Here is a 22,614-nt window from a genome sequence, read left to right on the forward strand (position 1 = left end):
AAAAAGAAAAATGAAAAATTATAATTTTAATAAAATACATATAGCATTGGTCAGTTTTGTGTTGCTCTTTTTCTCGTGTGGCAATGAAATTGATAATGTAGTAAATTCTAATAATCCAGACAGAAATCAAGTATTAGCAACAGGTTCAGATTTAATAGGTGTTACTAGCGGAGGATTTGTTACATGGTGGCAAGCAAATGGTAGAGACCTCTATCCGCCTTTAGCTGTAGCTGGTGATATTGCAACATGTTCATGGGGTAATTTTGGTATGAGAGTACTATCAAGCGAACCAAGAAATCCAATAATTAATGCTTCTTCCTGGGCAGATGTAAGTGTGTTAGAGCAACCTTGGCAAGGAAACTATGGTGCTATTTCATCTGCAAATGACGTGCTGGGAGCAATAAACAACAACGGGATTACTTGGATTGCTGCTGGTGTAGATAATACGCCAATGGTGTCGGCAGCTTCATATTTATTAAGAGGATTATCATATGGGTATTTAGGACTATTATTTGAAAAAGGATTTGAGGTTGATGAAAATACCGATTTAAGCCAGAAATTAGAATTTGTATCGTACCAACAACTAATAGGCTTAGCAATTGCAGATTTAGATAGAGCTATAGCATTGGCAAACTCGAATACATTTGAAATTCCTAACACAGTTATAAATGGAGTTGCAATATCTGATGCCAACCTAATTAAGCTGTGTAATTCTTTTAAAGCAAGATTTATAGTGCAATCTGCAAGAAATATGACAGAGACAAATGCTATTGATTGGAATCAAATAAAAACTTTAACAGAGAATGGTATCACCGAAGATTTCGGGCCAATGGGAGATGATGGTATTAGCTGGTGGAATAACTCAAACGTACTAATGGATTCTCCAAACGGTTTTGGACCTTTTGGAGCACGTCTAGATATGAGGCTTGTTAAGCTTTTAGATCCAAGCCAACCAGAATTTTTCCCAGCTACATCAGGTTCAACTTTAACTAACCCAGAAATGACTAGCACAGATGCTAGAGTAGGGGCAGGTAGAGATTTTGAGTTTAGACCAGACATATTATTCAGATCAGAAAGAGGAAGATTCCATTTTTCTCATTATATACATACACGTTTTCAAAACGATCCAACTTTTTCAGATGGAGCAGATGCTAAGCAAATAAAAACATTCATGTTTGAAGATAATAGATTGCTATTAGCAGAAGCAAAAGCTAGGTTAGATGATTTATCAGGTGCGATTGCAGATGTTAATTTAAGCTCAAGAGTAACTAGAGGTGGATTAGCTCCTTTGGCTGGTACAGCATCAAAAGATGAAATATTAGATGCTATTTTTTATGAACGTTACATAGAATTATTTAATACGGCTGTAGGAAGCGGTTACTTTGATAGAAGAAGAACCAATGATTTACAAGTAGGTACATTTAGACATTTTCCTGTGCCATCATCAGAATTAGAAGTGTTGAGTGAAGCTCTTTATACGTTGGGGGGCACAAATGCAGATCCGTCTGGAACCATGCCACATTATGATTTAACTGCTGCAGCTGAAAGAACAGATGACAGTTTTATTCCAACCTTTAATTAGCATTATTAAGAATTAGAATCGACTAACTAACTCTTAAATTGAAAAGGACTGCTGTGAAAGGCAGTCTTTTTTATGTTATTAAACTTGTACTTTAATATTGGTTTCTACTTTTGCAAATTAAAACTGCGTTAACATATTTTTAAGAGTTTTTGAGTTTTAGTTTAATTATAAATAAGTACTTTTATAGTTGGACTAATTCAACTCTAATGAAGTTTAAAATAAAGTTTTACTTCTTATCAGCTATTTCGAGTCTATTTTTTCTTAATAGTTTTGCATTAGAGCGTCCCAACGTTACAATAAGTTCAATTCAAGAATTTGCTGAACTTTATAGCCAAAATAGTTCACACTTAAAATTAATAAATAATAAAGACTTAAGCGATTCAATTGTTCTTTTTAAAAATTTGGCCATTCAGCATGTCGATTTAGATCGACCTAATAAGGCGTCGTTGTATCTTGAAAAATATATTGACTATACAGCAGATTTTTCAATTTTGAATAAAGAGGCTTTCGCCAAACTTAGTTCTACAAAGAGCTTTAATAGATTATCTGATAAGTATCTTCCTAAATTTAGTGCACTTGATTTTTTTTATTTTTATATCGCTTTAATAGGGTTTTACATCGCTATAGTTTTAAACTTCACAAAAAACACAGATAAAAAAGGAAAACGATTAATTAGCGGTTTTATAGCTGTGCAAGCATTTTTTATTTTAGACTACGTATTTTATAGTACCAATTACCAGTTTAAATACGCACATACATATTTAATGTCTTCATCTGTTGCATTACTGTATGGGCCGTTATTGTTTTTCTATTTCAAAAGAATAATTCAACAGTATCAGTTTAAACGAACTGATTTATTACATTTTTTGCCAACTGTAGTTTTATTATTTTTCTTATTACCTGTTTACAATTTACCTTTTGAAGAGAAAGTTAAAATACAACTAGGAACGAGTACAATATATTCGCAAAATGATTTTTTATATATAATATTTATTCCAAAATTACTATCGATAACTATTTATGGTTTTTTAATAAGTAAGCTTTATTTAAAAAAGGAAAAAACTAACCAATTCAAAAATAAAAATGCTATCGCTTTTTGGAAAAAAGGCGTTTATAGAATGTATGTTTTTTATGTCGTATCATATTTGGTATATGGAATAGCAATAAGTGGAATATTTTTTAATCCTAATAGTTATTTATATCAATCTCAAATTGTTGCTATGTCATTAATGGTATTATATATGGCATATATGGCACAAGTTCAGCCACAGGTATTTAGTAAAGAAGTTATATTATCAGATAAAACATTTTTCTCTAAATATCAAAAATCAGGGTTAACGAAATCATTATCAGAAGAGCTAAAAGAGCAATTAATTTATTTATTTGAAAAGAAAAAAATTTATAAAGATAATGCCTTGAACCTTGACGCACTTTCTGATAAATTAAATACCTCAAGACATAATACTTCACAAATTATTAACGAGCATTTTAACATGAGTTTTTTTGAATTGATTAATAAGTTTAGAATTGATGAAGCTATTAAATTGTTACAAAATGATACTTCTCGCTCACTTCAAATTATTGATATTGCTTATGAGGTAGGCTTTAATAATAAGGTTACTTTCAATAAAGCATTTAAAAAAGAAACTTCAATTACACCTTCACAACTCGTGTCTTCTTTAAATAACGAAAGAAGGTAAACTATTATAGGCATTACCCTATAAGTTGCTTTAATTTCATTTTTTAGACTGCAGTTGTTAAAGGTAAGGTCGTATAACTTTACTTCAAAAAATAGAACATCACTAAACTTTGTGTTGTTTTTGTAAGGTGATTTATTTGAATTAGTCTTCTAAAAAAATCACGGCCTTCCTTTATAACTTGCAGTGACTAACTCAACATCCTAAGAATTAATTAACTAGCTTTTATGAAAAGGACTGCTGTGAAAGGCAGTCTTTTTTATGCACTACTTACTAACAATATTTATTATGATGTTAAATATATTTAATTGTATATTTATTTCAAACTAAATAACAAGCATGAAAAAGTTACTTTTTATATTATTCGTTATCATTTTTTGGTCAGGTTTTTCGCAAAACACATACTTACATTGTGGAAAATTAATTGATACTAAAAAAGGGGTAGTTCTAGAAAATAAAACAATTGTAGTATCTGGAAGTAAAATCATTTCTATTGAAAATGGATTTAGTTTACCTCAAAATGAAAATGATAAAATAATCGATTTAAAAAATAAAACGGTGATGCCTGGGTTAATAGACATGCACGTACATATTGAGCATGAATCTAGCCCAAAGCGATATATAGAAAAGTATACACTGAATGAAGCCGATGTTGCTTTTAAGTCTACGCTATACGCAAAGGCGACTTTGCAAGCCGGATTTACTACTGTTAGAGATTTAGGTGGTTCTGGAGTTAATATTGCCTTAAGAAAAGCAATAAATCGTGGAGATGTTGAGGGGCCTAGAATTTTTACAGCAGGTAAGTCTTTAGCAACTACAGGAGGTCATGCCGATCCTACAAATGGCATGCGTAATAGCTTAAAAGGGGACCCTGGACCCAAGGAAGGTGTTATTAACAGTGTTGAAGATGCAAAAAAAGCAGTAAGACAACGCTATAAGAATGGAGCTGATTGTATTAAAATTACAGCTACTGGAGGCGTGTTAAGCGTTGCTAAAAGTGGAACAAATCCGCAATTTACTATAGAAGAGGTTAAAGCCATTTGTGAAACGGCTAAAGATTATGGAATGCATGTAGCAGCACATGCCCATGGCGACGAAGGTATGCAACGTGCCATTATAGGGGGCGTTAAAACTATTGAACACGGAACACTAATGAGTGAAGAAACTATGGAGTTAATGAAAAAGCACAATGCCTATTATGTGCCTACTATTACGGCAGGAAAGGAAGTTGAAAGCAAAGCTAAAATAAAAGGGTTCTATCCAGATATTGTTGTGCCTAAAGCATTAGCCATAGGTCCGCAAATTCAAACAACTTTTTCTAAAGCATATAAAAAAGGAGTTGGAATTGCGTTTGGAACTGATGCAGGAGTTTTTAAGCATGGAGATAATGGTAAAGAATTTGGATTTATGGTAGAAGCAGGAATGCCGGCTATAGAGACTATTCAAAGTGCAACGATAACGAACGCTAAAATTTTAGAAATGGAAAATGATTTAGGACAACTTAAAGAAGGGTTTGTAGCTGATATTGTTGCAACTGACGGAGACCCTACTCAAAATATTAAGGCCATGGAAAATATCATTTTTGTAATGAAAGAAGGAGTCGTTTACAAAAAATTAGATTAGGCTTCTTTTTCTGTTTTTTTCTTTCTAAAGCTAGCAATTACTAAAACAATCATTCCAGTGGTAACAAAAAGATCTGCAATATTAAAAATACCAGTTCTAAATACACCACCTAAATCAATATGCCAAAAATCGGTAACAGAACCATAAGCGATACGATCAAAAACATTAGCAATTCCACCTCCAATAATACTTGAGAATGCAAAAAGAGAAAGGTTATCTAGTGTTTTATCTTTTAAAATATGGCGAAGCACAAATGCCAAAACCACAACAGGTAAAACAAGTAATAAAATGATTCTAAGTGTATCATTCAATTCGCTACCCATACCTAAAAAGGCACCTTTGTTTTCTACATTATGAAGTGTAAAAAAATCTCCTATAATTTCGCTAGTACTCCCTTTAATAACATTTGCTCGAGTCCAAATTTTAGATATTTGGTCTATAGCTATTGTAATAATAATTACTAATAGAATATAGATGGTACGCTTTGTAAACTTCATCTATAAATTACTTTCAAAAGTTGCAGAGGCTGTTTGAGATTCTCTGTTTATCTTTTTTACTAAACCTTGTAAAACTTTACCTGGGCCAACTTCAGTAAATAAAGTTGCGCCATCGGCAATCATTTTCTGAACCGATTGCGTCCATTTTACTGGAGCTGTAAGTTGCGAAATTAAGTTTGCTTTTATTTCATCTTCATTAACCACAGCACTTGCAGTTACATTTTGATAAATAGGGCAGTTAGGCTTGCTAAATGTTGTGTTTTCAATTGCAGCTGCTAATTCTTCGCGAGCTGGTTCCATTAATGGTGAATGAAATGCACCTCCTACTGGTAAAACTAAAGCACGTCGTGCACCTTCTTCTTTTAAAGCGTCACAAGCTCTGTTAATAGCTTCAACCTCTCCAGAAATAACTAATTGCCCCGGGCAGTTATAATTTGCTGCTACTACAACACCTTCAGTTACCGCACATATTTTTTCAACTACATCATCATCTAAACCTAAAACAGCGGCCATAGTACTAGGTTGAATTTCGCAAGCTTTTTGCATAGCTAAAGCACGTTGAGATACTAATTTCAAACCATCTTCAAAGTTTAAACTACCATTTGCAACTAATGCAGAAAATTCACCTAAAGAATGTCCTGCAACCATATTTGGGTTAAAGCTATCGCCTAAAGTTTTAGCTAAAATTACAGAGTGCAAAAATATAGCTGGTTGAGTAACTTTGGTTTCTTTAAGAGCTTCAGCAGATCCTTCAAACATAATGTCTGTTATGTGGAAACCAAGAATATCATTGGCTTGTTCAAATAATTCTTGAGCTAAAGGAGAGTTTTCATATAAGTCTAAACCCATTCCTGAGAATTGTGCGCCTTGACCTGGAAATATATATGCGTTCATGTTGTTTTAAAATTTAATGATGCAAAAATAGGAATTATTAACTATTATCTATGGTTTTAATAATTTTTGCTGGATTACCTGCGATAACTACATTATCTGGGAAACTTTTAGTTACAACCGAACCAGCACCAACAACTACATTATTGCCTAAAGTTACACCAGGACAAATCGTGCTATTGCCACCAACCCATACATTATTACCTATAGCAATGGGTTTGCCAAACTCTAAGCCGCTATTTCGCTCTTTGGCTTTTAAAGGATGAGTTGCAGTATAGATTTGTACATTTGGTGCAAGCATAACATTATCTCCAAAAGTTACTGTGGATATATCTAAGATGCAGCAATTAAAATTCATATATATATTTTTACCACCTATAATATTATAGCCATATTCACAGAAAAAGGGAGGTTCTATATATAGGCTGTTATCGATATTTTCAATAAGTTGTTGAATTGCTATATTTCGTTTTTTTTCTTCTTTTGGACTTAGTGTATTTATAGTATTCAATAATAACCTAGCGTTATATCTGTCTTTTGAAAGTTCTTCATTCGAAGGTTTGTACAATTTTCCAGCAATCATTTTTTCTTTTTCTGTCATAATTGGTTTTATTATTAATAAAGAGAGTTAAGATAATGAAAATTACAAATTTTGAGAGGCGGCTTCAGCACAACGTTCGCCATCCATAGCAGCAGAAACTATACCACCAGCATAACCGCCACCTTCTCCGCATGGAAAAAGACCTTCTATTTCTATATGTTCTAAGTTATCCTTACGTGGAATATTTACAGGCGATGAGGTTCTAGATTCTACACCAACAATATTGGCTTCTTCGGTATAGTAACCTTTCATTTTTTTTCCAAAAGCTTCAAAGCCTTTTCTTAATCTACTACCTATTAATTTTGGTAATAAAGAATGTAGTGGAGCCGATTTTAATCCTGGCTGATATGATGTAGTATTTAAATTATTTGACAAGTTTCCTTCAACAAAATCTGTTAGACGTTGTGCAGGAGCAACCTGACTTCGTCCGCCAGCCGTAAACGCTAATTTTTCAAAATTCTTTTGATACTCTAATCCTTTTAAAACTCCAAACTGCTCGTACTTTCGTAAATCTTGTTCGGCATTAATTTCGACTACAATACCAGAATTTGCATATAAATTATTTCGTTTTGATGGTGACATGCCATTAACAACCACTTCGCCATTAGCAGTAGCCGCAGGTACTATAAAACCACCAGGACACATACAAAATGAATACACACCACGTTCGTTTACTTGCTGTACCAATCCATAAGAGGCTGCGGGAAGCAATTCGTGTCGTTTACCAGAACAATGGTATTGAATGGAATCTATAATGCGTTGCGGATGCTCTACACGAACCCCCATAGCAAACGATTTTGCTCGTAATGCGATTTGTTTTTTATGTAGTAAATAATAAATATCGCGAGCCGAATGACCTGTTGCTAAAATGACTCTATTTACTGCCATTTCATCACCATTTAACAATTGAATGGCTTGTATTTTGTTGTTTTTTATAGTAAAATCGACTACACGTGTTTCGAAATAAATTTCTCCACCATAATTTAAAATGGTTTCTCGAATATTCTGAACAACTTTGGGTAATTTGTTGGTTCCAATATGCGGATGTGCATCCACTAGAATCTGATTGGTTGCACCATGAAACACTAAATTTTCAAAAATACGCCGTACATCACCACGTTTTAAACTTCGTGTATATAATTTTCCATCACTATAGGTTCCAGCACCACCTTCGCCAAAGCAGTAGTTAGAATCTTCGTTTACAAAATGATCTTGATTTATGGCTTTTAAATCTCTGCGACGGTCTTGTACATTTTTTCCGCGCTCTAAAACAATGGGTTTAAAACCAAGTTCTATACATCGTAAAGCAGCATACATACCTGCAGGACCAAACCCAATAATATGAATGGGTTTTGCCTTTGAAACATCTTTATAGTTGAATTGATATTCTGAATTTTTTGGTAAAGCTTCTTTAATATAGACTGCAACTTTATAGTTGAAAATTATTTTTGGTTTACGTGCATCAATAGATTTACGTAGTACTTTAACTCCAGTAATATCTTCTTTATCAACATTTAAAGCATGAGCAGATTTTATAACAAGTATGTCGCTACGTTCTTCGTCTTTAAGAGGTATACGAAGTTGAATTTCTTTTACCATGTTGCGAAATTACGGAAAATAGAAGAGGCGATGGGAAAGAATTTTTAAAGGTTTGTTTGACGAAGTTATAGTAAACTTGTCTTGAACCCCTAATCAAAATTTATTCACAATTAATTGAAGCTTTTGTTAGCATTAGTTTTAGTGTATCGTATTCTGTAAGTTCTTATAATATTTTCTAACTCTTTATGTGATACATTTAGAGAGTCTATTTTTAGTTTTTCGTATTCATCATCATTGTAAAAATAAGTCAAATATGATTTTGCAGATTTTCCATAACCTTCTTGAATAACTTCTTCATTTTTTATAGATGACCAATTCCTAAAGCCAGCACTTTTTGTTTTAATCCCTTTGTTGCTTATTATAATCAACGGTTTGTTGTTAAATAATTTTCGTAATTCTTTTACAGAGCTATATACTCCGATTACTGACATTATTGTACCTAAAATATAGTTTTTTGTATCGCCTTTAAGTAAAAAGTAAATCCCAATTCCTATTATTAGAATAGAAACACCTAATTCAAAGTAGCTATGAATTTTGGAATAGAAAATTTCCATTTTTGGTGGAAGCGAATAGTCTTCTTTATATTCATCTTCTTTTTCAAATTTTTTTTCAAGATTTTTGAGTTTTATTTTGTCATTACTATTTCTTATTTCGGTTTTTTCAAAAATACTGCCGTCATTCCAAATCAGTTTTTCTTGAATTGCTCTTTTCTTTAACTCGTGAACATTCCTAACATTTTCAAAAGCCCAAATTCTCCATTTGGTTATCATGTAACTCCAAATTAACCAAGCTAATACAAAACCAATTAGGAAAGCGATTCCGATTCCCCAACTCGGAATTAAATTATAATTTGATAAGTAAAAGGCGAATGCTGGACATCCAATAATTGCAACAAATACAGGAACATTGACAATTAAATGTCCTCTTTTTATTGCTTTATTGACTGATATTTGGCCTCTCATATATTGCTTTGGTAAATTATCGCTAATTAATACTTTACTGATATAAATCCGTTTTAATCTTTTGTATCAGTTTGTAAAAGAGGTGAACTGGAAATTTTTACAAAGTCAAACTCAACTATACTCTTTCATACGTTAAAAACGAGAACTCATATTTATGGTTTTCATCTTTTTTATGAAAGGTATTAGCAGTTTCTTTCCAAACAGAGGTATCAATTTCTGGAAAAAACGTATCAGCTTCAAAACTTTCGTGTACCCGGGTTAACTCAATCTTATCGGCTATTAACATGGCTTGTTTGTAAATTTCACCACCTCCAATTATAAATGGTTGCAAATCGTTTTTTGAAGCATCTATGGCGTCTTCTAATGAATTTACAAGAATAACACCATTAGGAACTTTGTAATCTTGTTGCCTTGAAATAACTACATGAGTTCTATTAGGTAGTGGCTTTGGAAAACTCTCAAAAGTTTTACGTCCCATTATTATATGATGTCCATTGGTTAAGCTTTTAAAACGTTTTAAATCGTCGCTTAGATGCCAAATAAGTTTGTTGTCTTTACCAATAGCATCATTTTCCCCAGCTGCTACAATAATGGTAAGTTCTGATTTAGGGCTATTAGAATTTGTGTTTTCAGCTTTTGAAGTTGTTTCGTTATAAACTTCGCTTTGCGCAATTAATGTTTCTTCTTTTACAAATTCTTCTTTTAATTTATCAATACGTTCTTGTTGTTTTGCAACTAGTTTATCCAGTTGGTTTTGTTCCCAAGCCTTTCCCATAAATTTATGAGTGATAAATACATTGAAAGCATGATAGACAAAAAAGAAAAGCCATAAAAGAATGGCATAAACAAACCAGTCGATCTCAAAAAACTGTACATCTTTTCCAATACCCAAAACGGTATTAGCAGCTATTAAAAAAATAGCTCCAATTAAAAAAATTACAAAATGAATGTATAAGCGCTTTTTTTGTTTGATGCGTTTTTGCGCGTTTTGAATAAGCTCTAATTGAGCTTTGTCTATTTGTGGCTTTTGTTTTTTCTTTCCGAACATATCAAAAATATAATGATTGTAAAGTTAAAACTTTTAGCAATACCATTAAAAGATAATTAAGCCTTAAAAACGAAAACGTTTTCGGTTTAAAATCGATAAAATTAAATAAATAGGCTTCTATATTCCTTTATCATTTCAGTAAATTATTAGTTAAAAAAAGCGAATACTTTAAATTAACGTAAAGGCATATTATTAAATTGATAATTCTTTGATGTAAAGCATTTTAAATATTAAAAAACGAATAATTGTTTTATAAATTTGCGCTGTAAAATAGAATGTTAATTAAACAAAAAAATAAAATTATGGCTATTACAAAACAATATTTAAAGAGCAAACCTATATGTAAAGTTACTTTTTCTGTTCCTGCTGAAGAAGCAAAAGAAGTTGTTGTTGTAGGAAGTTTTAACGAATGGGATTCGAAAGCTACATCGCTTAAAAAATTAAAGAATGGTACTTTTAAAGGTGCTTTAAACTTAGAAAAAGATAATTCTTACGAGTTTAGATACTTAGTTGATGGTAATTATATAAATGATGATCAAGCAGATGCTTATGCTTGGAATGATTACGCTGCAGCTGAAAATGGTGTATTAAACGTTTAGTTAAATCCAAAATGAACTAAACTAAAAGTGCTTTCAATTTAATTGAAAGCACTTTTTTTATACAGCAACAACACCCTTTATATGTGGATGTGGATTATAATCTACTAAAGTGAAATCATCAAAAGTAAAATCGAAAATATCTTTTATTTCTGGATTTAGTATCATTTTTGGTAACGCTCTTAAATCACGAGATAATTGTAATTCTAATTGTTCGTAATGATTACTATAAATATGAGCATCTCCAAATGTGTGAATAAATTCTCCAGCTTGATAACCACAAACTTGAGCCATCATCATGGTAAATAATGCATAACTTGCAATATTGAAAGGTACACCTAAGAATATGTCGGCACTTCGTTGGTAGAGTTGACACGATAATTTTCCGTCAGCTACATAAAACTGAAAAAAGGCATGGCAAGGGGGCAATGCTGCTTTACCATTTGCTACATTTTCGCTAAAACTTTTGGAAGTATCTGGTAATACTGATGGGTTCCAAGCAGAAACTAACATTCTTCTACTATTAGGATTGTTTTTTAGCGTGTTAATAACATCTTTAATTTGATCTATTTCATCACTATTCCAGTTACGCCATTGGTGCCCGTAAACGGGCCCTAGATCACCATTTTCATCCGCCCATTCATTCCAAATTCTAACACCGTTATCAGTTAAATAGTCAATATTTGTATCTCCTTTTAAAAACCAAAGCAATTCGTAAACAATAGATTTTAAGTGAAGTTTTTTAGTGGTAACCATTGGAAACCCTTCACTTAGATCAAAACGCATTTGATGACCAAAAACACTTTTTGTTCCTGTTCCTGTTCTATCTCCTTTTTCATTTCCGTTTTCTAAAACGTGCTTTACTAAATCGTGGTATTGCTTCATTTTTTATTTCAGTTTCAAGAGTTTAAAAATAAAAAAATAGGGTTGAATCTTTACGAATCACCTTTAGTTTTATTTAAAAGTTATTAACTAATTTTTTAAATAGAATATTTTACAAATATTCTGTAGTAGTTTAATATTATCCAATAATCATTCCAGCAATAGTAGCAGAAATTAAAGATGCAATTGTACCTCCAATTAAGGCTTTCATTCCAAATTTAGATAAGGTTTTACGCTGGCCAGGAGCTAACGAGCCGATACCTCCTATTTGAATACCTATAGACGCAAAATTAGCAAAACCACAAAGCATGTAAGTTGCCATGATTATTGATTTTTGATAACTAAGATGCGTTGAATTTGCTGCGTTTTTTAAATCGGATAATTGAATATATCCAATAAATTCGCTTGCTGCCAATTTAATACCAAGTAGTTGCCCCATTAAAGCCATATCTTCTTTAGCAACTCCAATAAGCCACATAAGTGGTGCAAAAACATATCCTAAAATGAGTTCAAGTGATAAACTATCGTAAGAGGTGTTGTTTGCAACCCAATTATTTAAACTGGTTACATCTCCAACCCAGCCTAAAATGCCATTAAACATGGCTATAAAAGCAACAAATACTAAAAGCATAGCGCCAACATTAACTGCTAGCTTTAGGCCTTCGGTTGTGCCATTTGCAATGGCATCTAAAAAGTTCGAACCTATTTTTTCTTGAGATACTTTTACGTCAGTATTTACATCTTCAGTTTGCGGATATAGTATTTTTGAAATAACTATAGCTCCAGGAGCAGCCATAACCGATGCAGCTAATAAGTGTTTTGCATAAAATAATCTTAAAGCTGCGTCGCTACCACCTAGAAACCCTATATAAGCTGCTAAAACAGCACCAGCAACAGTAGCCATGCCGCCAATCATAACTAAAAGCATCTCGGACTTATTCATTTTTTCTAAATAAGCCTTAATTAAAAGTGGTGCTTCGGTTTGCCCTAAAAAAATATTTCCAGCTACACTTAAACTTTCAGCTCCAGAAATCTTTAATAGTTTAGAGAGTAACCAACCAAAAGCTTTTACTACTTTTTGGATAATCCCTAAATAAAATAAAACAGATGTTAAGGCTGAAAAGAATATAATAGTTGGTAGTACTTGAAAGGCGAAAATGAATCCGAAAGTATCCATATCAACTACTAAACCTTCAAATAAAAATTTACTACCAGCTCTTGTGAAATCTAAAATATCAATGAAACGCTGTCCTATCCATTCAAAAATTGTTTTTACAAAACCAACTTTAAGAACACCAATTGCAATTATAAGTTGAAAGATTAAGCCTATACCAACAATTTTCCAATCGACAGCTTTTCTATTGCTACTAAAAAGAAAGGCGATAAAAACTAAAGTAATCATTCCTAAAACACCTCGCCATAAACTGTTTATTGAAAAACCTTGGCTTGGAATAATATTGTTTTCTGTTTCACTTGTGTTTGAAGTAATTTGCTGATTTTGGTCAGTGGACTCAACAACTTGCTCTGTTATTTGAGAAGAATCGACTGATGCGCTTGGTGTTATTTCAAGTGTTTGAGAAGTGTTTACAATAGTATCTGTAATATCATTTTTGTCTGTTTCTTGCGCTGTTAATGTTAAGGTAGATAAGAAAAAAACAGCAACTAAGGACAAAAAAAAAGATTTCATAGATATGTTGTTAGATTAGCGTTTAGAAATTTCGTCGCGAATATGAGCAGCAGCTTCGTAATCTTCGTTTGATACCGCTTCGTCTAAAAGCGTGTGAAGTTCTTCAAGTGTTTTTCCTTTGTAATTTTCACGAGGTGCATTAGGTTCTAATTCATTGGCTAATAAATCATCAACTAAAATGCTATCTTGAAGTTCGTCTTCGTCTTCTTTTTTAGGGTTCACCTTTAAATAAATACCTGCTTTATCAAGAATATTTTTATAAGTAAAAATTGGTGCATCAAAACGAAGTGCTAAAGCAATAGCATCACTGGTTCTGGCATCAATAATTTCTTCAATTTTATCGCGTTCACAAATTAAACTTGAGTAAAAAACACCATCAACTAGTTTGTGAATAATTACTTGTTTTACAATAACATCAAATCTATCTGCAAAATTTTTAAATAAATCGTGAGTTAAAGGGCGTGGTGGACGAATCTCTTTTTCTAAAGCAATAGCAATAGATTGTGCTTCGAAAGCACCAATTACAATAGGAAGTTTACGTTCGCCATCTACTTCATTTAAAATAAGTGCATAAGCGCCATTTTGGGTTTGACTATAGGATATGCCTTTTATGTTTAATCTTACTAAACTCATAATTTATAAAAAACGCAAAGAACTGTTTAAATTAGGAATTAACCAACTGCCTAGGACAGAATTATGATATAATGCTAATTTAATCAGTTCTGTGGAACAATACAATTTATAAAAAATAATTTATTGTTGAGCTTTAAAAGCTTTTAATTTTTCAATGAGTTGCGGAACTACTTCAAAAGCATCGCCTACAACACCATAATCGGCAGCTTTGAAGAAAGGTGCTTCAGCATCAGTATTAATTACCACTTTTACTTTCGAGGCATTAATACCAGCTAAATGTTGAATAGCTCCAGAAATACCAATTGCTATGTAAAGGTTTGATGCTACTGGTTTTCCTGTTTGTCCAACGTGCTCACTATGTGGTCTCCAACCTAAATCTGAAACAGGTTTAGAGCATGCTGTTGCAGCTCCTAAAACATCTGCTAGTTCCTCAACCATACCCCAATTTTCTGGACCTTTTAGTCCACGCCCACCAGAAACCACAATTTCGGCATCTGCTATAGTTACTTTATCAGTTGCTTTATCAACTGATTGTACATTTACACCAAATTCTTGAATTGAAGGCGAAAAATCTTCCGCGGAAGCGTTACCATTAGATTCTACTAATCCAAAAGCATTATTAGAAACAGCAACTAGTTTAACATCAGTATCTATAGTTGTTATATTAAAAGCTTTATTTGTAAAAGCAGTACGCTTTACAGTGAAAGGTGAAGTGCTTGTTGGCGCTTCAACAACGTTTGATGCAAATCCTGCATTTAAACCAACAGCTAAAAGAGGCGCGAGATATTTGCTATCTGCACTTGAGCTAACGATAACCACTTTAGCGTTTTCGTTTTCGGCTGCTTGTTTTAAAACATTGGCATAAGCCTGAGCATTAAATGTATCAAGCTGTGAATTATTTACGTTTAAAACTTTATCAACACCATATTTTCCTAATTCTGTAGTATCATTGGCATTTATAGTAACAGCTGTAACAGTAGTTCCTAGTTGGTTAGCTACTGCTTTGGCGTATGATGCTACTTCTAAGGCTACTTTTTTAAAAGCACCTTTTTCTGATTCTGTATATACTAAAACTGACATGTTTTTTTCTTTTTTAGAAGATTTGTTAAATCACTTTTGCTTCGTTGTGAAGTAAGTTTACTAATTCGTCTAAGTTATCTGGAGAAACTAAAGTTACTGCACCTTTTGGTTCAGGTTTTTCAAATTTAACTGATGAAGTTTCTGCAGATGCGTCAACTGGTTCTGCAACAGTTAAAGGTTTTTTTCGTGCCATCATAATACCTCTCATATTTGGAATACGTAAATCGCTTTCTTCAACCAATCCTTTTTGCCCACCAATTACTAATGGTAGTGATGTAGAAACAGTTTCTTTCCCACCATCAATTTCGCGTGTTGCAGTTGCATTTGTACCGTCTACTTCAAGATTGATGCAGTTATTTACAAAATTAGCACCGGTTAAACCTGCTAGCATCCCAGGTACCATCCCACCATTGTAATCGATAGATTCTCTACCAGCAATAACCAAATCGTATCCGCCATCTTGCACTACTTTTGCCAATTGTTTAGCTACTTGAAATCCATCAACTGCAGCTGTGTTAACACGTATGGCACTATCTGCACCAATAGCTAAAGCTTTACGAAGTGTTGGCTCGGTTTCTGCGCCTCCAACATTTACAACATCTACACTTGCACCTTGTTTTTCTTTAAACCACATAGCACGGGTTAAACCAAATTCATCATTTGGGTTAATAACAAATTGAACACCGTTGGTGTCAAATTTTGAATCGCCATCTGTAAAGTTAATTTTTGATGTAGTGTCTGGAACGTGACTAATACACACTAAAATTTTCATATTTTTGTAATTAAATTAAGACTAATTGTTTGGGAAGCCTAGAACTATAACGTTATCGTTTATGCTATAATTTTGCGCTCCAAATTTAGGCAACGAAGTTAATTATTTTATTTCGAATATTTACTATGCGTGCATAATAAATTTTAAATAATTCTTTTAATCAAAGTATTCTATTTATTGTTATTTTTGCAATTCGATTTAAAAACACATTTAATGAAGACAATTCAATTTAGAGAGGCTATTTGTGAAGCTATGAGCGAAGAAATGCGCAGAGATGAAAGCATTTATTTAATGGGTGAAGAAGTAGCAGAATATAATGGAGCATACAAAGCTTCAAAAGGTATGTTAGATGAATTTGGAGCAAAGCGTGTTATTGATACACCTATAGCAGAACTTGGATTTGCTGGAATTGCCATTGGATCTACTATGACAGGTAATAGACCTATTGTTGAGTATATGACTTTTAACTTCTCTTTAGTTGGAATTGATCAAATTATAAATAACGCAGCAAAAATTAGACAAATGTCTGGTGGGCAATTTAAATGCCCGATAGTATTTCGTGGCCCTACAGCTTCTGCTGGTCAATTAGGAGCTACACACTCACAAGCTTTTGAAAACTGGTTTGCTAATACTCCTGGTTTAAAAGTAGTGGTGCCATCTAATCCGTATGATGCAAAAGGTTTATTAAAAGCTGCGATTAGAGATGATGACCCTGTGATTTTTATGGAAAGCGAGCAAATGTATGGAGATAAAGGAGAGGTGCCAGAAGGAGAATATATTTTACCGTTAGGGGTTGCTGATGTTAAACGTGAAGGAACCGATGTTACTATTGTATCTTTTGGAAAAATAATAAAGGAAGCTTTTGCTGCTGCTGATGAACTAGAGAAAGAAGGAATTTCTTGCGAAATTATAGATTTACGTACTGTGCGCCCTATGGATAGAAAAGCTATTGTTGAATCTGTTAAGAAAACTAATAGATTGGTAGTTTTAGAAGAAGCATGGCCTTTTGGTAATGTAGCAACAGAAATAACTTATTTAGTACAATCTGAAGCATTTGATTATTTAGATGCTCCAATTGTAAAAATAAATACAGCCGATACGCCTGCACCATATTCACCTGTTTTATTAGCAGAATGGTTGCCTAATAGAAACGATGTGATTAAAGCAGTAAAAAAAGTTTTATATAAATAAATTACAATTTTTTACGTTATATAAACTTCATTAGCACGATTGTTGATGAAGTTTTTTGTGTTATGAAATAAACTCAAATTTTATTTTTTCAATTTTATGCAACCAAAGACAACTTATATTTGTCTTTAATAGAAAATAATTAAAGTCTTTTGATGAAGATAAAACTACTTTTTGCCCTATCCCTACTAAATGTGTTTTTTGCAATAGCGCAGACCAAGGTTAGCGGTTATGTGTTTGATGAGGGAAATCAACCTGTGTCATTTGCTAACGTTATATTTAAAGGTTCTACTGAAGGAACGATAACTGATGAAAACGGAAAATTTTATTTAGAATCTACTGAAACGTGGAATGCTTTAACCATCTCGTTTATAGGATACGAAACCAATGAAGTTCCTTTAACTAAAAAAGTAAATTATAATTTAAAATTTACGCTTAAAGAGGAAGCAGCTCAATTGGATGCTGTAGTTATTGTGTCAGGAAAACAATCAAAAAAGAATAACCCTGCTATCGATTTACTACGTAAAATTTGGGAACATAAACGAAGAAACGGCTTGAATCTTTACAAGCAATACGAATACGACAAATACGAAAAAGTAGAATTCGATATTAATACAATAGATAGCGCGCTTATTAAAAGTAAACTATTTAGAGGTATGGAGTTTGTTTTTAACGAGGTGGATACATCACGTGTTACTGGAAAAACGTATTTACCAATGTTTATTAACGAAGCCGTATCAACAGTTTATGGTGACAATGTAATTAACAAAACAAAAGAAGTTTTAAAAGGAAATAAAAACTCTGGTTTTAGCGATAATCAGGTAGTGATTGATTTTGTTGACGATTTGTATTCCGATTATAATGTATACGATAATTATCTAAAGTTTTTTGATAAAAGTTTTGTAAGTCCACTTTCAAAAACAGGAATAAGCACCTATAACTATGTGCTTTCTGATAGCGCTTTTATAGACAACAAATGGTGCTATAATATTATTTATTATCCTAGACGGAAAAACGAGCTTACTTTTAAAGGTGATTTTTGGGTAGCAGACTCAACTTATGCCATTAAAGAAATTAACCTACAAGCTTCAAAGAGTGCCAATATAAACTGGGTAAAAGATATTTATATTGAACAAGAGTTTGAAGTTTTAAACGATTCACTTTTTCTTGTAAAGCGCGATTATATGATGTCTGATTTTGCATTAAGTAAAAAAGAAAAATCGCGAGGTGTTTATGGTAAACGAACAACCTTATATAATAATTACAAATTTGATAAAGTCAAGAACAAAAAATTCTATGATGAAGAAGTTTATAATTATGATAAAGATGTTTACGATAGAGATGATGCATTTTGGGCAGAAAACCGACTTGAAGAATTAAACAAAGATGAAAAGGGTGTCTATAAAATGTTAGATACTTTAAAAACTGTAAAAAAGTTTAAACGTCTTTATAATTTGGGAAGTATTCTATCGTCAGGTTATATTGAATTTAATACGTTGCCGTTAGATTACGGACCTATTTTTTCAACCTTTGGATTTAACGAAGTTGAAGGCTTACGTTTGCGTACAGGAGGAAGAACTTATTTTGGTAGAAACGATTTGTGGCGATTAGAAGGATTTTTAGCTTATGGTTTTAGAGATGATAAGTTTAAATATGGCATTTCCGGTAAATGGTTAATAGATAAAAAAAATAGATTGATTGTTTCTGGAGGAAACAGACGTGACGTTGAACAGATAGGAGCAAGTTTAACAACAAGTACTGATGTTTTGGGGCGGAGTTTAGCGTCTTCATCGGTTGTGGGTACAGGTGCGAATGACAAGTTGACTTCAATAAATTTAACAAGTTTAGCGGTTGAATTAGAGCCCGTTAGAAATCTTATTTTTAGGCTAGGAACAAACTACCGAACTTTAGAATCAGCTTCACCAACTTTTAGTTTAGACTATGTTGATGCAGATTCGCCAACAGGTTTTTCATCTGAAATAAAACAATTTGAAACCTCGTTATCTGTATCTTATTTTCCTAAACGAAAAATGACAGGTTTTGGAGTAGAGCGTCGTACAGCAAATGATGATTTTGCACGCATTTTTGCACAAGTAAGTCGCGGAGATAAAAGCATGTTAAATAGCGATTTTGATTATACGAAATTACAATTGTCTTACTTACAACCATGGCAAGTAGGAGGTTTTGGAAGGTTGAATACCACTATTGAAGCTGGTAAAACATTTGGAGAAGTGCCTTTAGGGTTGTTAAGTGTTATTCCTGGAAATCAATCGTATTTTTCAATATATAATACGTTTTCACAGTTAGATTTTTATGAGTTTGTGAGTGATACTTATGTGTCATTTCATTTAGAACATAATTTTAATGGGCGTTTATTTTCAAGAATTCCATTTTTACGTAAATTTAATTTGCGCGAAATAGTAAGTGTACGTGGAGTTTGGGGAGAGATTTCTCAAGAAAATATAGATTTAAATACAACAAATAACCCAAACAGTATTTTACTTGCAGCTCCAAGCAATAAACCATATTACGAGTACAGTTTAGGTGTAGGGAATATTTTTAAAATATTTAGAATCGATTTTAATTTTAGAGGAAATTATAAGGACAAGGTTCTATATCCAAATGCACGTAAGTTTGGTGTTACTGGTACTTTTGGATTTCATTTTTAGAAGTTTTTTCATTACTGATTACTAAGTAATGTTTAATCAGTATTAGAAATAATATATTTTTTGTATTGATTTATGGTCTAAGAAATTAATAGCATGACTGATTTTTGTAGTTAAATTTGTTGATTCAAATTGCACTTTGTCAATAAACAATAAAGCGTAACTAAACTTTGTCATTTGTTGTTGCCTATGGCTTCTATTTTAGTTTCAATTGATTTTAGAATTTCAACAAACTTATCAAATTGTTCTAAACTCGATACTCCATAAGCTGGGGTTAAAAGAATGTTTTGTGAAGTTTTTTTGTTTATTACAATATACACTTCTTCATTAAGAATATTTTCAATAAATAACCTATCAGAGGTTAATTCATTTATTAATTTTTGATTTCCATCAAATGAAAATTGACTTCGAATTTTTCTAGGAATTTTGAGGCTTTTGCCTGGGATAAAAAATTCAACAAGCTTTTTGAGTTTACTCTTTGGAAATATAGTTAATTCTGTTCTACTGTCTTTTTTTAAGAATAAAATAATCCGAATTGGGTCTGCTGTTCGTACTGCACCTCCGGCTCCAGTTGAGTAAATTGTAATTAGAGACCCATTTACATCGATAATAGTTTCCTTAGCATCAAAAAAGAGCTTGCCTTCTGGTCCTGAAATAAGTTTTTCCCCTTCTTCATTATAATATCCATCATGCTTAGAGGCTATTTCTTTAAAAATATTCATGTAGTTTGCATGTTAATTACACCTAATGCTTAGTTAATATGAAATAGTTTTAATGACTTATAGCAATGTTAAACAAAATCAAGTTCGGTTTTAGTTAAAATAAAAGAGTATATTTTTAATCCTTTTGTCTTGACTTTAATTCTTTTTGTAGTTTTAAAAAAGTCATTCGATTAGTTAAAACCATAGGTAAAAAGAAAAGAGGTAAAAAAACTGAAAAACTCACTCCATTTTCTTGATAACTAAAAAAGCTGGTTACAAACATTATCAAAACAAGCACGCTTAGCACTATGGTAGCCATTTTGTATGTTTTAGTTTTTTTTACGAGTTCTTCAAAACTCATTTTTTCTATTTGCTCTTTTTTCATACTCTAAGGTAACAATTTTATAATCTATTTAGGAAACAGATGCTCTACAATAATTTTGGCTGCCGATTCACTTCCTTTTTTAGAAGGATGAAAACCATCAGAGCCATAATAATCATAATTATTTGTGGTTTTGAAATGATTTCTCCAAACTTCGCCAACAGGACATAGAATAGCTTTGTTAATTTTTGCGGCGTATTGATGATTCTTTATTACCCTGTCAAGCCTTTCAGGATGATTCATGGGAGGCCATACCATAAAATACGCAAGCTTAGCATTGCTATTTTTACAAAGTATATTATATTTTTTGCCATACTCTATAAGTAGTTGTTTGCCGTCTTGTTGCGATGGTGGACCTTGTTGTATAACTACAAAATGAAATGTTTGGCTTGCTATTAGTTTTTGTACTTCGCCATCATACCAATGGTCAGAAATAGCGTAATTAGGCTTAGCAATCATTTTTGTGTTTACAGTAACACCATGTTTTTTTGCATACTTTTTTACTAATAACGGCAAGTTGTTAGTATAGGTTAAACTGTTACCTATAAATAAAATATTAAACTCCGTTTTTTTTGACTGACTTTCTAATTGCCAAAAAAAGCCAATACAAATAAAAATCACTAATATGTATTTGCTGAAATTCACTTGGGTATAATTTCTTAAATAAAAAGATTAATTTTTAAACTTGATAAGATTTATTATGAAATAACTACACACTTCTAGACCACGCTTCTACATTTCCTGCTTTTTCTTTTAAGCTGAAACCTTGCTTTTCTAATTTCTCGTAACATTCAAAAAGCTCCTCTTTTGATAACATATTAGGATGCATATGAGTCTCCCATATGATAAGTCTTATTTTGGAACTTTCTAAATCAAAAGAACGGAAGAAATTCAATTCACCTCCTTCAATATCCATTACTAATGCTGTAAAATCAAAATATTCATTTTTTAATTCAGTTAAAGTTTTTCCAGGAACTGTAATTTTTTTTCCTCTTCCCATAGTATTGGAGCCTAAAAATGCCTTTCCGCCAATAAAAAAATCAACTTCTTTTTGTTTGGAGACAATGCAAGTTTCAATGTTAAATTCTCCTTTATTGTTTATTTTGTTTTCATGTAAGTATTTATGCATTTGTGGGTTAGGTTCTACAGAAACTTGTTTTGATTTGTCGTTCAACATTTTATTAATTGATAAAGAAACTACACCAATACATGCACCCATTTCAAGTACAGCATCATCACTTTTAATATATTTTGAAACTAATTTTCTTTCACTTATTTCGTATTTACCAGTAATTGTCGAACCACGTTCTGACATATTCATAAAAGAAGGGAATTGAATCTTTAATCCCCCAACATTTACAGGTAAATGAAACGTTTTAATTGTTAGTCCTATTAAATATTTTACTGGTTTTAATAATGCTTGCATACCTTTTTAGTGTTTATCAAATTAGAGATTAGTTTCTCTATTTAGTTAAAATTTATCTGTGAATTGTTTTAAGTACAACCTAGGCTAAGTTATAATTTATT

The 22,614-nt window shown here is 32.1% G+C and carries 21 protein-coding genes; 6 read left to right on the forward strand and 15 right to left on the reverse strand.

The genetic code is table 11. The annotated features are described in order from the left end of the window. The first annotated feature begins 10 nt into the window (after positions 1-10). From M3P09_RS10665 to M3P09_RS10675, 3 genes are all read left to right on the forward strand, one after another. A complete protein-coding gene (locus M3P09_RS10665; protein WP_249973115.1) occupies positions 11-1,582 on the forward strand; it encodes a RagB/SusD family nutrient uptake outer membrane protein in 1,572 nt (523 codons plus the stop codon). Positions 1,583-1,788: 206 nt separating this feature from the next. After that, the gene (locus tag M3P09_RS10670; RefSeq protein ID WP_249973116.1) at positions 1,789-3,282 is read left to right on the forward strand and encodes an AraC family transcriptional regulator; all 1,494 of its coding nucleotides are present in this window, start codon (positions 1,789-1,791) and stop codon (positions 3,280-3,282) included. Between the two features lie 336 nt (positions 3,283-3,618). Next, positions 3,619-4,902, forward strand: a complete 1,284-nt coding sequence (locus M3P09_RS10675; RefSeq protein WP_249973117.1) for a metal-dependent hydrolase family protein — start codon at positions 3,619-3,621, stop codon at positions 4,900-4,902. On the opposite strand, the gene lspA is transcribed toward M3P09_RS10675, so the two are convergent. The 6 genes from lspA to M3P09_RS10705 form a co-directional block, all read right to left on the reverse strand. Then, the gene (lspA, locus tag M3P09_RS10680; protein ID WP_099563404.1) at positions 4,899-5,399 is read right to left on the reverse strand and encodes a signal peptidase II; all 501 of its coding nucleotides are present in this window, start codon (positions 5,397-5,399) and stop codon (positions 4,899-4,901) included. The genes M3P09_RS10675 and lspA overlap by 4 nt on opposite strands. Continuing rightward, positions 5,400-6,293 (reverse strand): ACP S-malonyltransferase, encoded by an 894-nt coding sequence (fabD, locus tag M3P09_RS10685; RefSeq protein WP_099563405.1) that lies wholly within the window; start codon positions 6,291-6,293, stop codon positions 5,400-5,402. It abuts the gene before it with no gap. 37 nt (positions 6,294-6,330) lie between these two features. Beyond that, the gene (locus tag M3P09_RS10690) at positions 6,331-6,891 is read right to left on the reverse strand and encodes a sugar O-acetyltransferase (protein ID WP_284041166.1); all 561 of its coding nucleotides are present in this window, start codon (positions 6,889-6,891) and stop codon (positions 6,331-6,333) included. A gap of 42 nt (positions 6,892-6,933) precedes the next feature. Then, a complete protein-coding gene (locus M3P09_RS10695) occupies positions 6,934-8,490 on the reverse strand; it encodes an NAD(P)/FAD-dependent oxidoreductase (protein ID WP_249973118.1) in 1,557 nt (518 codons plus the stop codon). 110 nt (positions 8,491-8,600) lie between these two features. Beyond that, entirely contained in the window at positions 8,601-9,452 is an 852-nt protein-coding gene (locus M3P09_RS10700) for a hypothetical protein (RefSeq protein WP_249973119.1), read from the reverse strand. Positions 9,453-9,567: 115 nt separating this feature from the next. Next, positions 9,568-10,500: a dihydrofolate reductase gene (locus M3P09_RS10705; protein ID WP_249973120.1), complete on the reverse strand. Its 933-nt coding sequence runs from the start codon at positions 10,498-10,500 to the stop codon at positions 9,568-9,570. Positions 10,501-10,802: 302 nt separating this feature from the next. Between M3P09_RS10705 and M3P09_RS10710 the strand changes: the two genes are divergently transcribed. Further along, complete coding sequence (locus tag M3P09_RS10710) at positions 10,803-11,099, forward strand: isoamylase early set domain-containing protein (RefSeq protein WP_099563576.1); 297 nt, start codon at positions 10,803-10,805, stop codon at positions 11,097-11,099. A gap of 57 nt (positions 11,100-11,156) precedes the next feature. Here M3P09_RS10710 and M3P09_RS10715 read toward each other — a convergent pair whose 3' ends face one another. The 5 genes from M3P09_RS10715 to M3P09_RS10735 all read right to left on the reverse strand — a co-directional run bounded on the left by M3P09_RS10715 (position 11,157) and on the right by M3P09_RS10735 (position 16,150). Further along, the gene (locus M3P09_RS10715; protein ID WP_249973121.1) at positions 11,157-11,981 is read right to left on the reverse strand and encodes a thymidylate synthase; all 825 of its coding nucleotides are present in this window, start codon (positions 11,979-11,981) and stop codon (positions 11,157-11,159) included. 136 nt (positions 11,982-12,117) lie between these two features. Further along, complete coding sequence (locus tag M3P09_RS10720; protein WP_249973122.1) at positions 12,118-13,665, reverse strand: NupC/NupG family nucleoside CNT transporter; 1,548 nt, start codon at positions 13,663-13,665, stop codon at positions 12,118-12,120. Positions 13,666-13,680: 15 nt separating this feature from the next. Beyond that, a complete protein-coding gene (locus tag M3P09_RS10725) occupies positions 13,681-14,298 on the reverse strand; it encodes a bifunctional nuclease family protein (RefSeq protein ID WP_099563412.1) in 618 nt (205 codons plus the stop codon). Positions 14,299-14,418: 120 nt separating this feature from the next. Beyond that, on the reverse strand, positions 14,419-15,378 hold the full coding sequence (locus M3P09_RS10730; protein WP_249973123.1) for an electron transfer flavoprotein subunit alpha/FixB family protein: 960 nt from the start codon (positions 15,376-15,378) through the stop codon (positions 14,419-14,421). Positions 15,379-15,403: 25 nt separating this feature from the next. Further along, positions 15,404-16,150, reverse strand: a complete 747-nt coding sequence (locus M3P09_RS10735) for an electron transfer flavoprotein subunit beta/FixA family protein (protein WP_099563414.1) — start codon at positions 16,148-16,150, stop codon at positions 15,404-15,406. A 213-nt stretch (positions 16,151-16,363) separates the two neighbouring features. Here M3P09_RS10735 and M3P09_RS10740 point away from each other — a divergent pair, with 213 nt between their 5' ends. Together M3P09_RS10740 and M3P09_RS10745 are read left to right on the forward strand one after the other, a co-directional pair. Next, the gene (locus tag M3P09_RS10740; protein ID WP_099563415.1) at positions 16,364-17,341 is read left to right on the forward strand and encodes a pyruvate dehydrogenase complex E1 component subunit beta; all 978 of its coding nucleotides are present in this window, start codon (positions 16,364-16,366) and stop codon (positions 17,339-17,341) included. 152 nt (positions 17,342-17,493) lie between these two features. Then, a complete protein-coding gene (locus M3P09_RS10745) occupies positions 17,494-20,007 on the forward strand; it encodes a DUF5686 and carboxypeptidase-like regulatory domain-containing protein (protein WP_249973124.1) in 2,514 nt (837 codons plus the stop codon). Positions 20,008-20,177: 170 nt separating this feature from the next. Here the strand turns inward: M3P09_RS10745 and M3P09_RS10750 are convergent, their stop codons facing one another. From M3P09_RS10750 to M3P09_RS10765, 4 genes are all read right to left on the reverse strand, one after another. Beyond that, a complete protein-coding gene (locus M3P09_RS10750) occupies positions 20,178-20,726 on the reverse strand; it encodes a hypothetical protein (protein ID WP_249973125.1) in 549 nt (182 codons plus the stop codon). A 115-nt stretch (positions 20,727-20,841) separates the two neighbouring features. Beyond that, entirely contained in the window at positions 20,842-21,090 is a 249-nt protein-coding gene (locus tag M3P09_RS10755) for a hypothetical protein (protein ID WP_099563418.1), read from the reverse strand. A 24-nt stretch (positions 21,091-21,114) separates the two neighbouring features. After that, positions 21,115-21,708: an SGNH/GDSL hydrolase family protein gene (locus M3P09_RS10760; RefSeq protein WP_249973126.1), complete on the reverse strand. Its 594-nt coding sequence runs from the start codon at positions 21,706-21,708 to the stop codon at positions 21,115-21,117. 88 nt (positions 21,709-21,796) lie between these two features. Beyond that, positions 21,797-22,513 (reverse strand): FkbM family methyltransferase, encoded by a 717-nt coding sequence (locus tag M3P09_RS10765; protein WP_249973127.1) that lies wholly within the window; start codon positions 22,511-22,513, stop codon positions 21,797-21,799. Positions 22,514-22,614: the final 101 nt, after the last annotated feature.

The sequence above is a fragment of the Jejuia spongiicola genome (assembly GCF_023502325.1).
Classification (GTDB): domain Bacteria; phylum Bacteroidota; class Bacteroidia; order Flavobacteriales; family Flavobacteriaceae; genus Wocania_A; species Wocania_A spongiicola.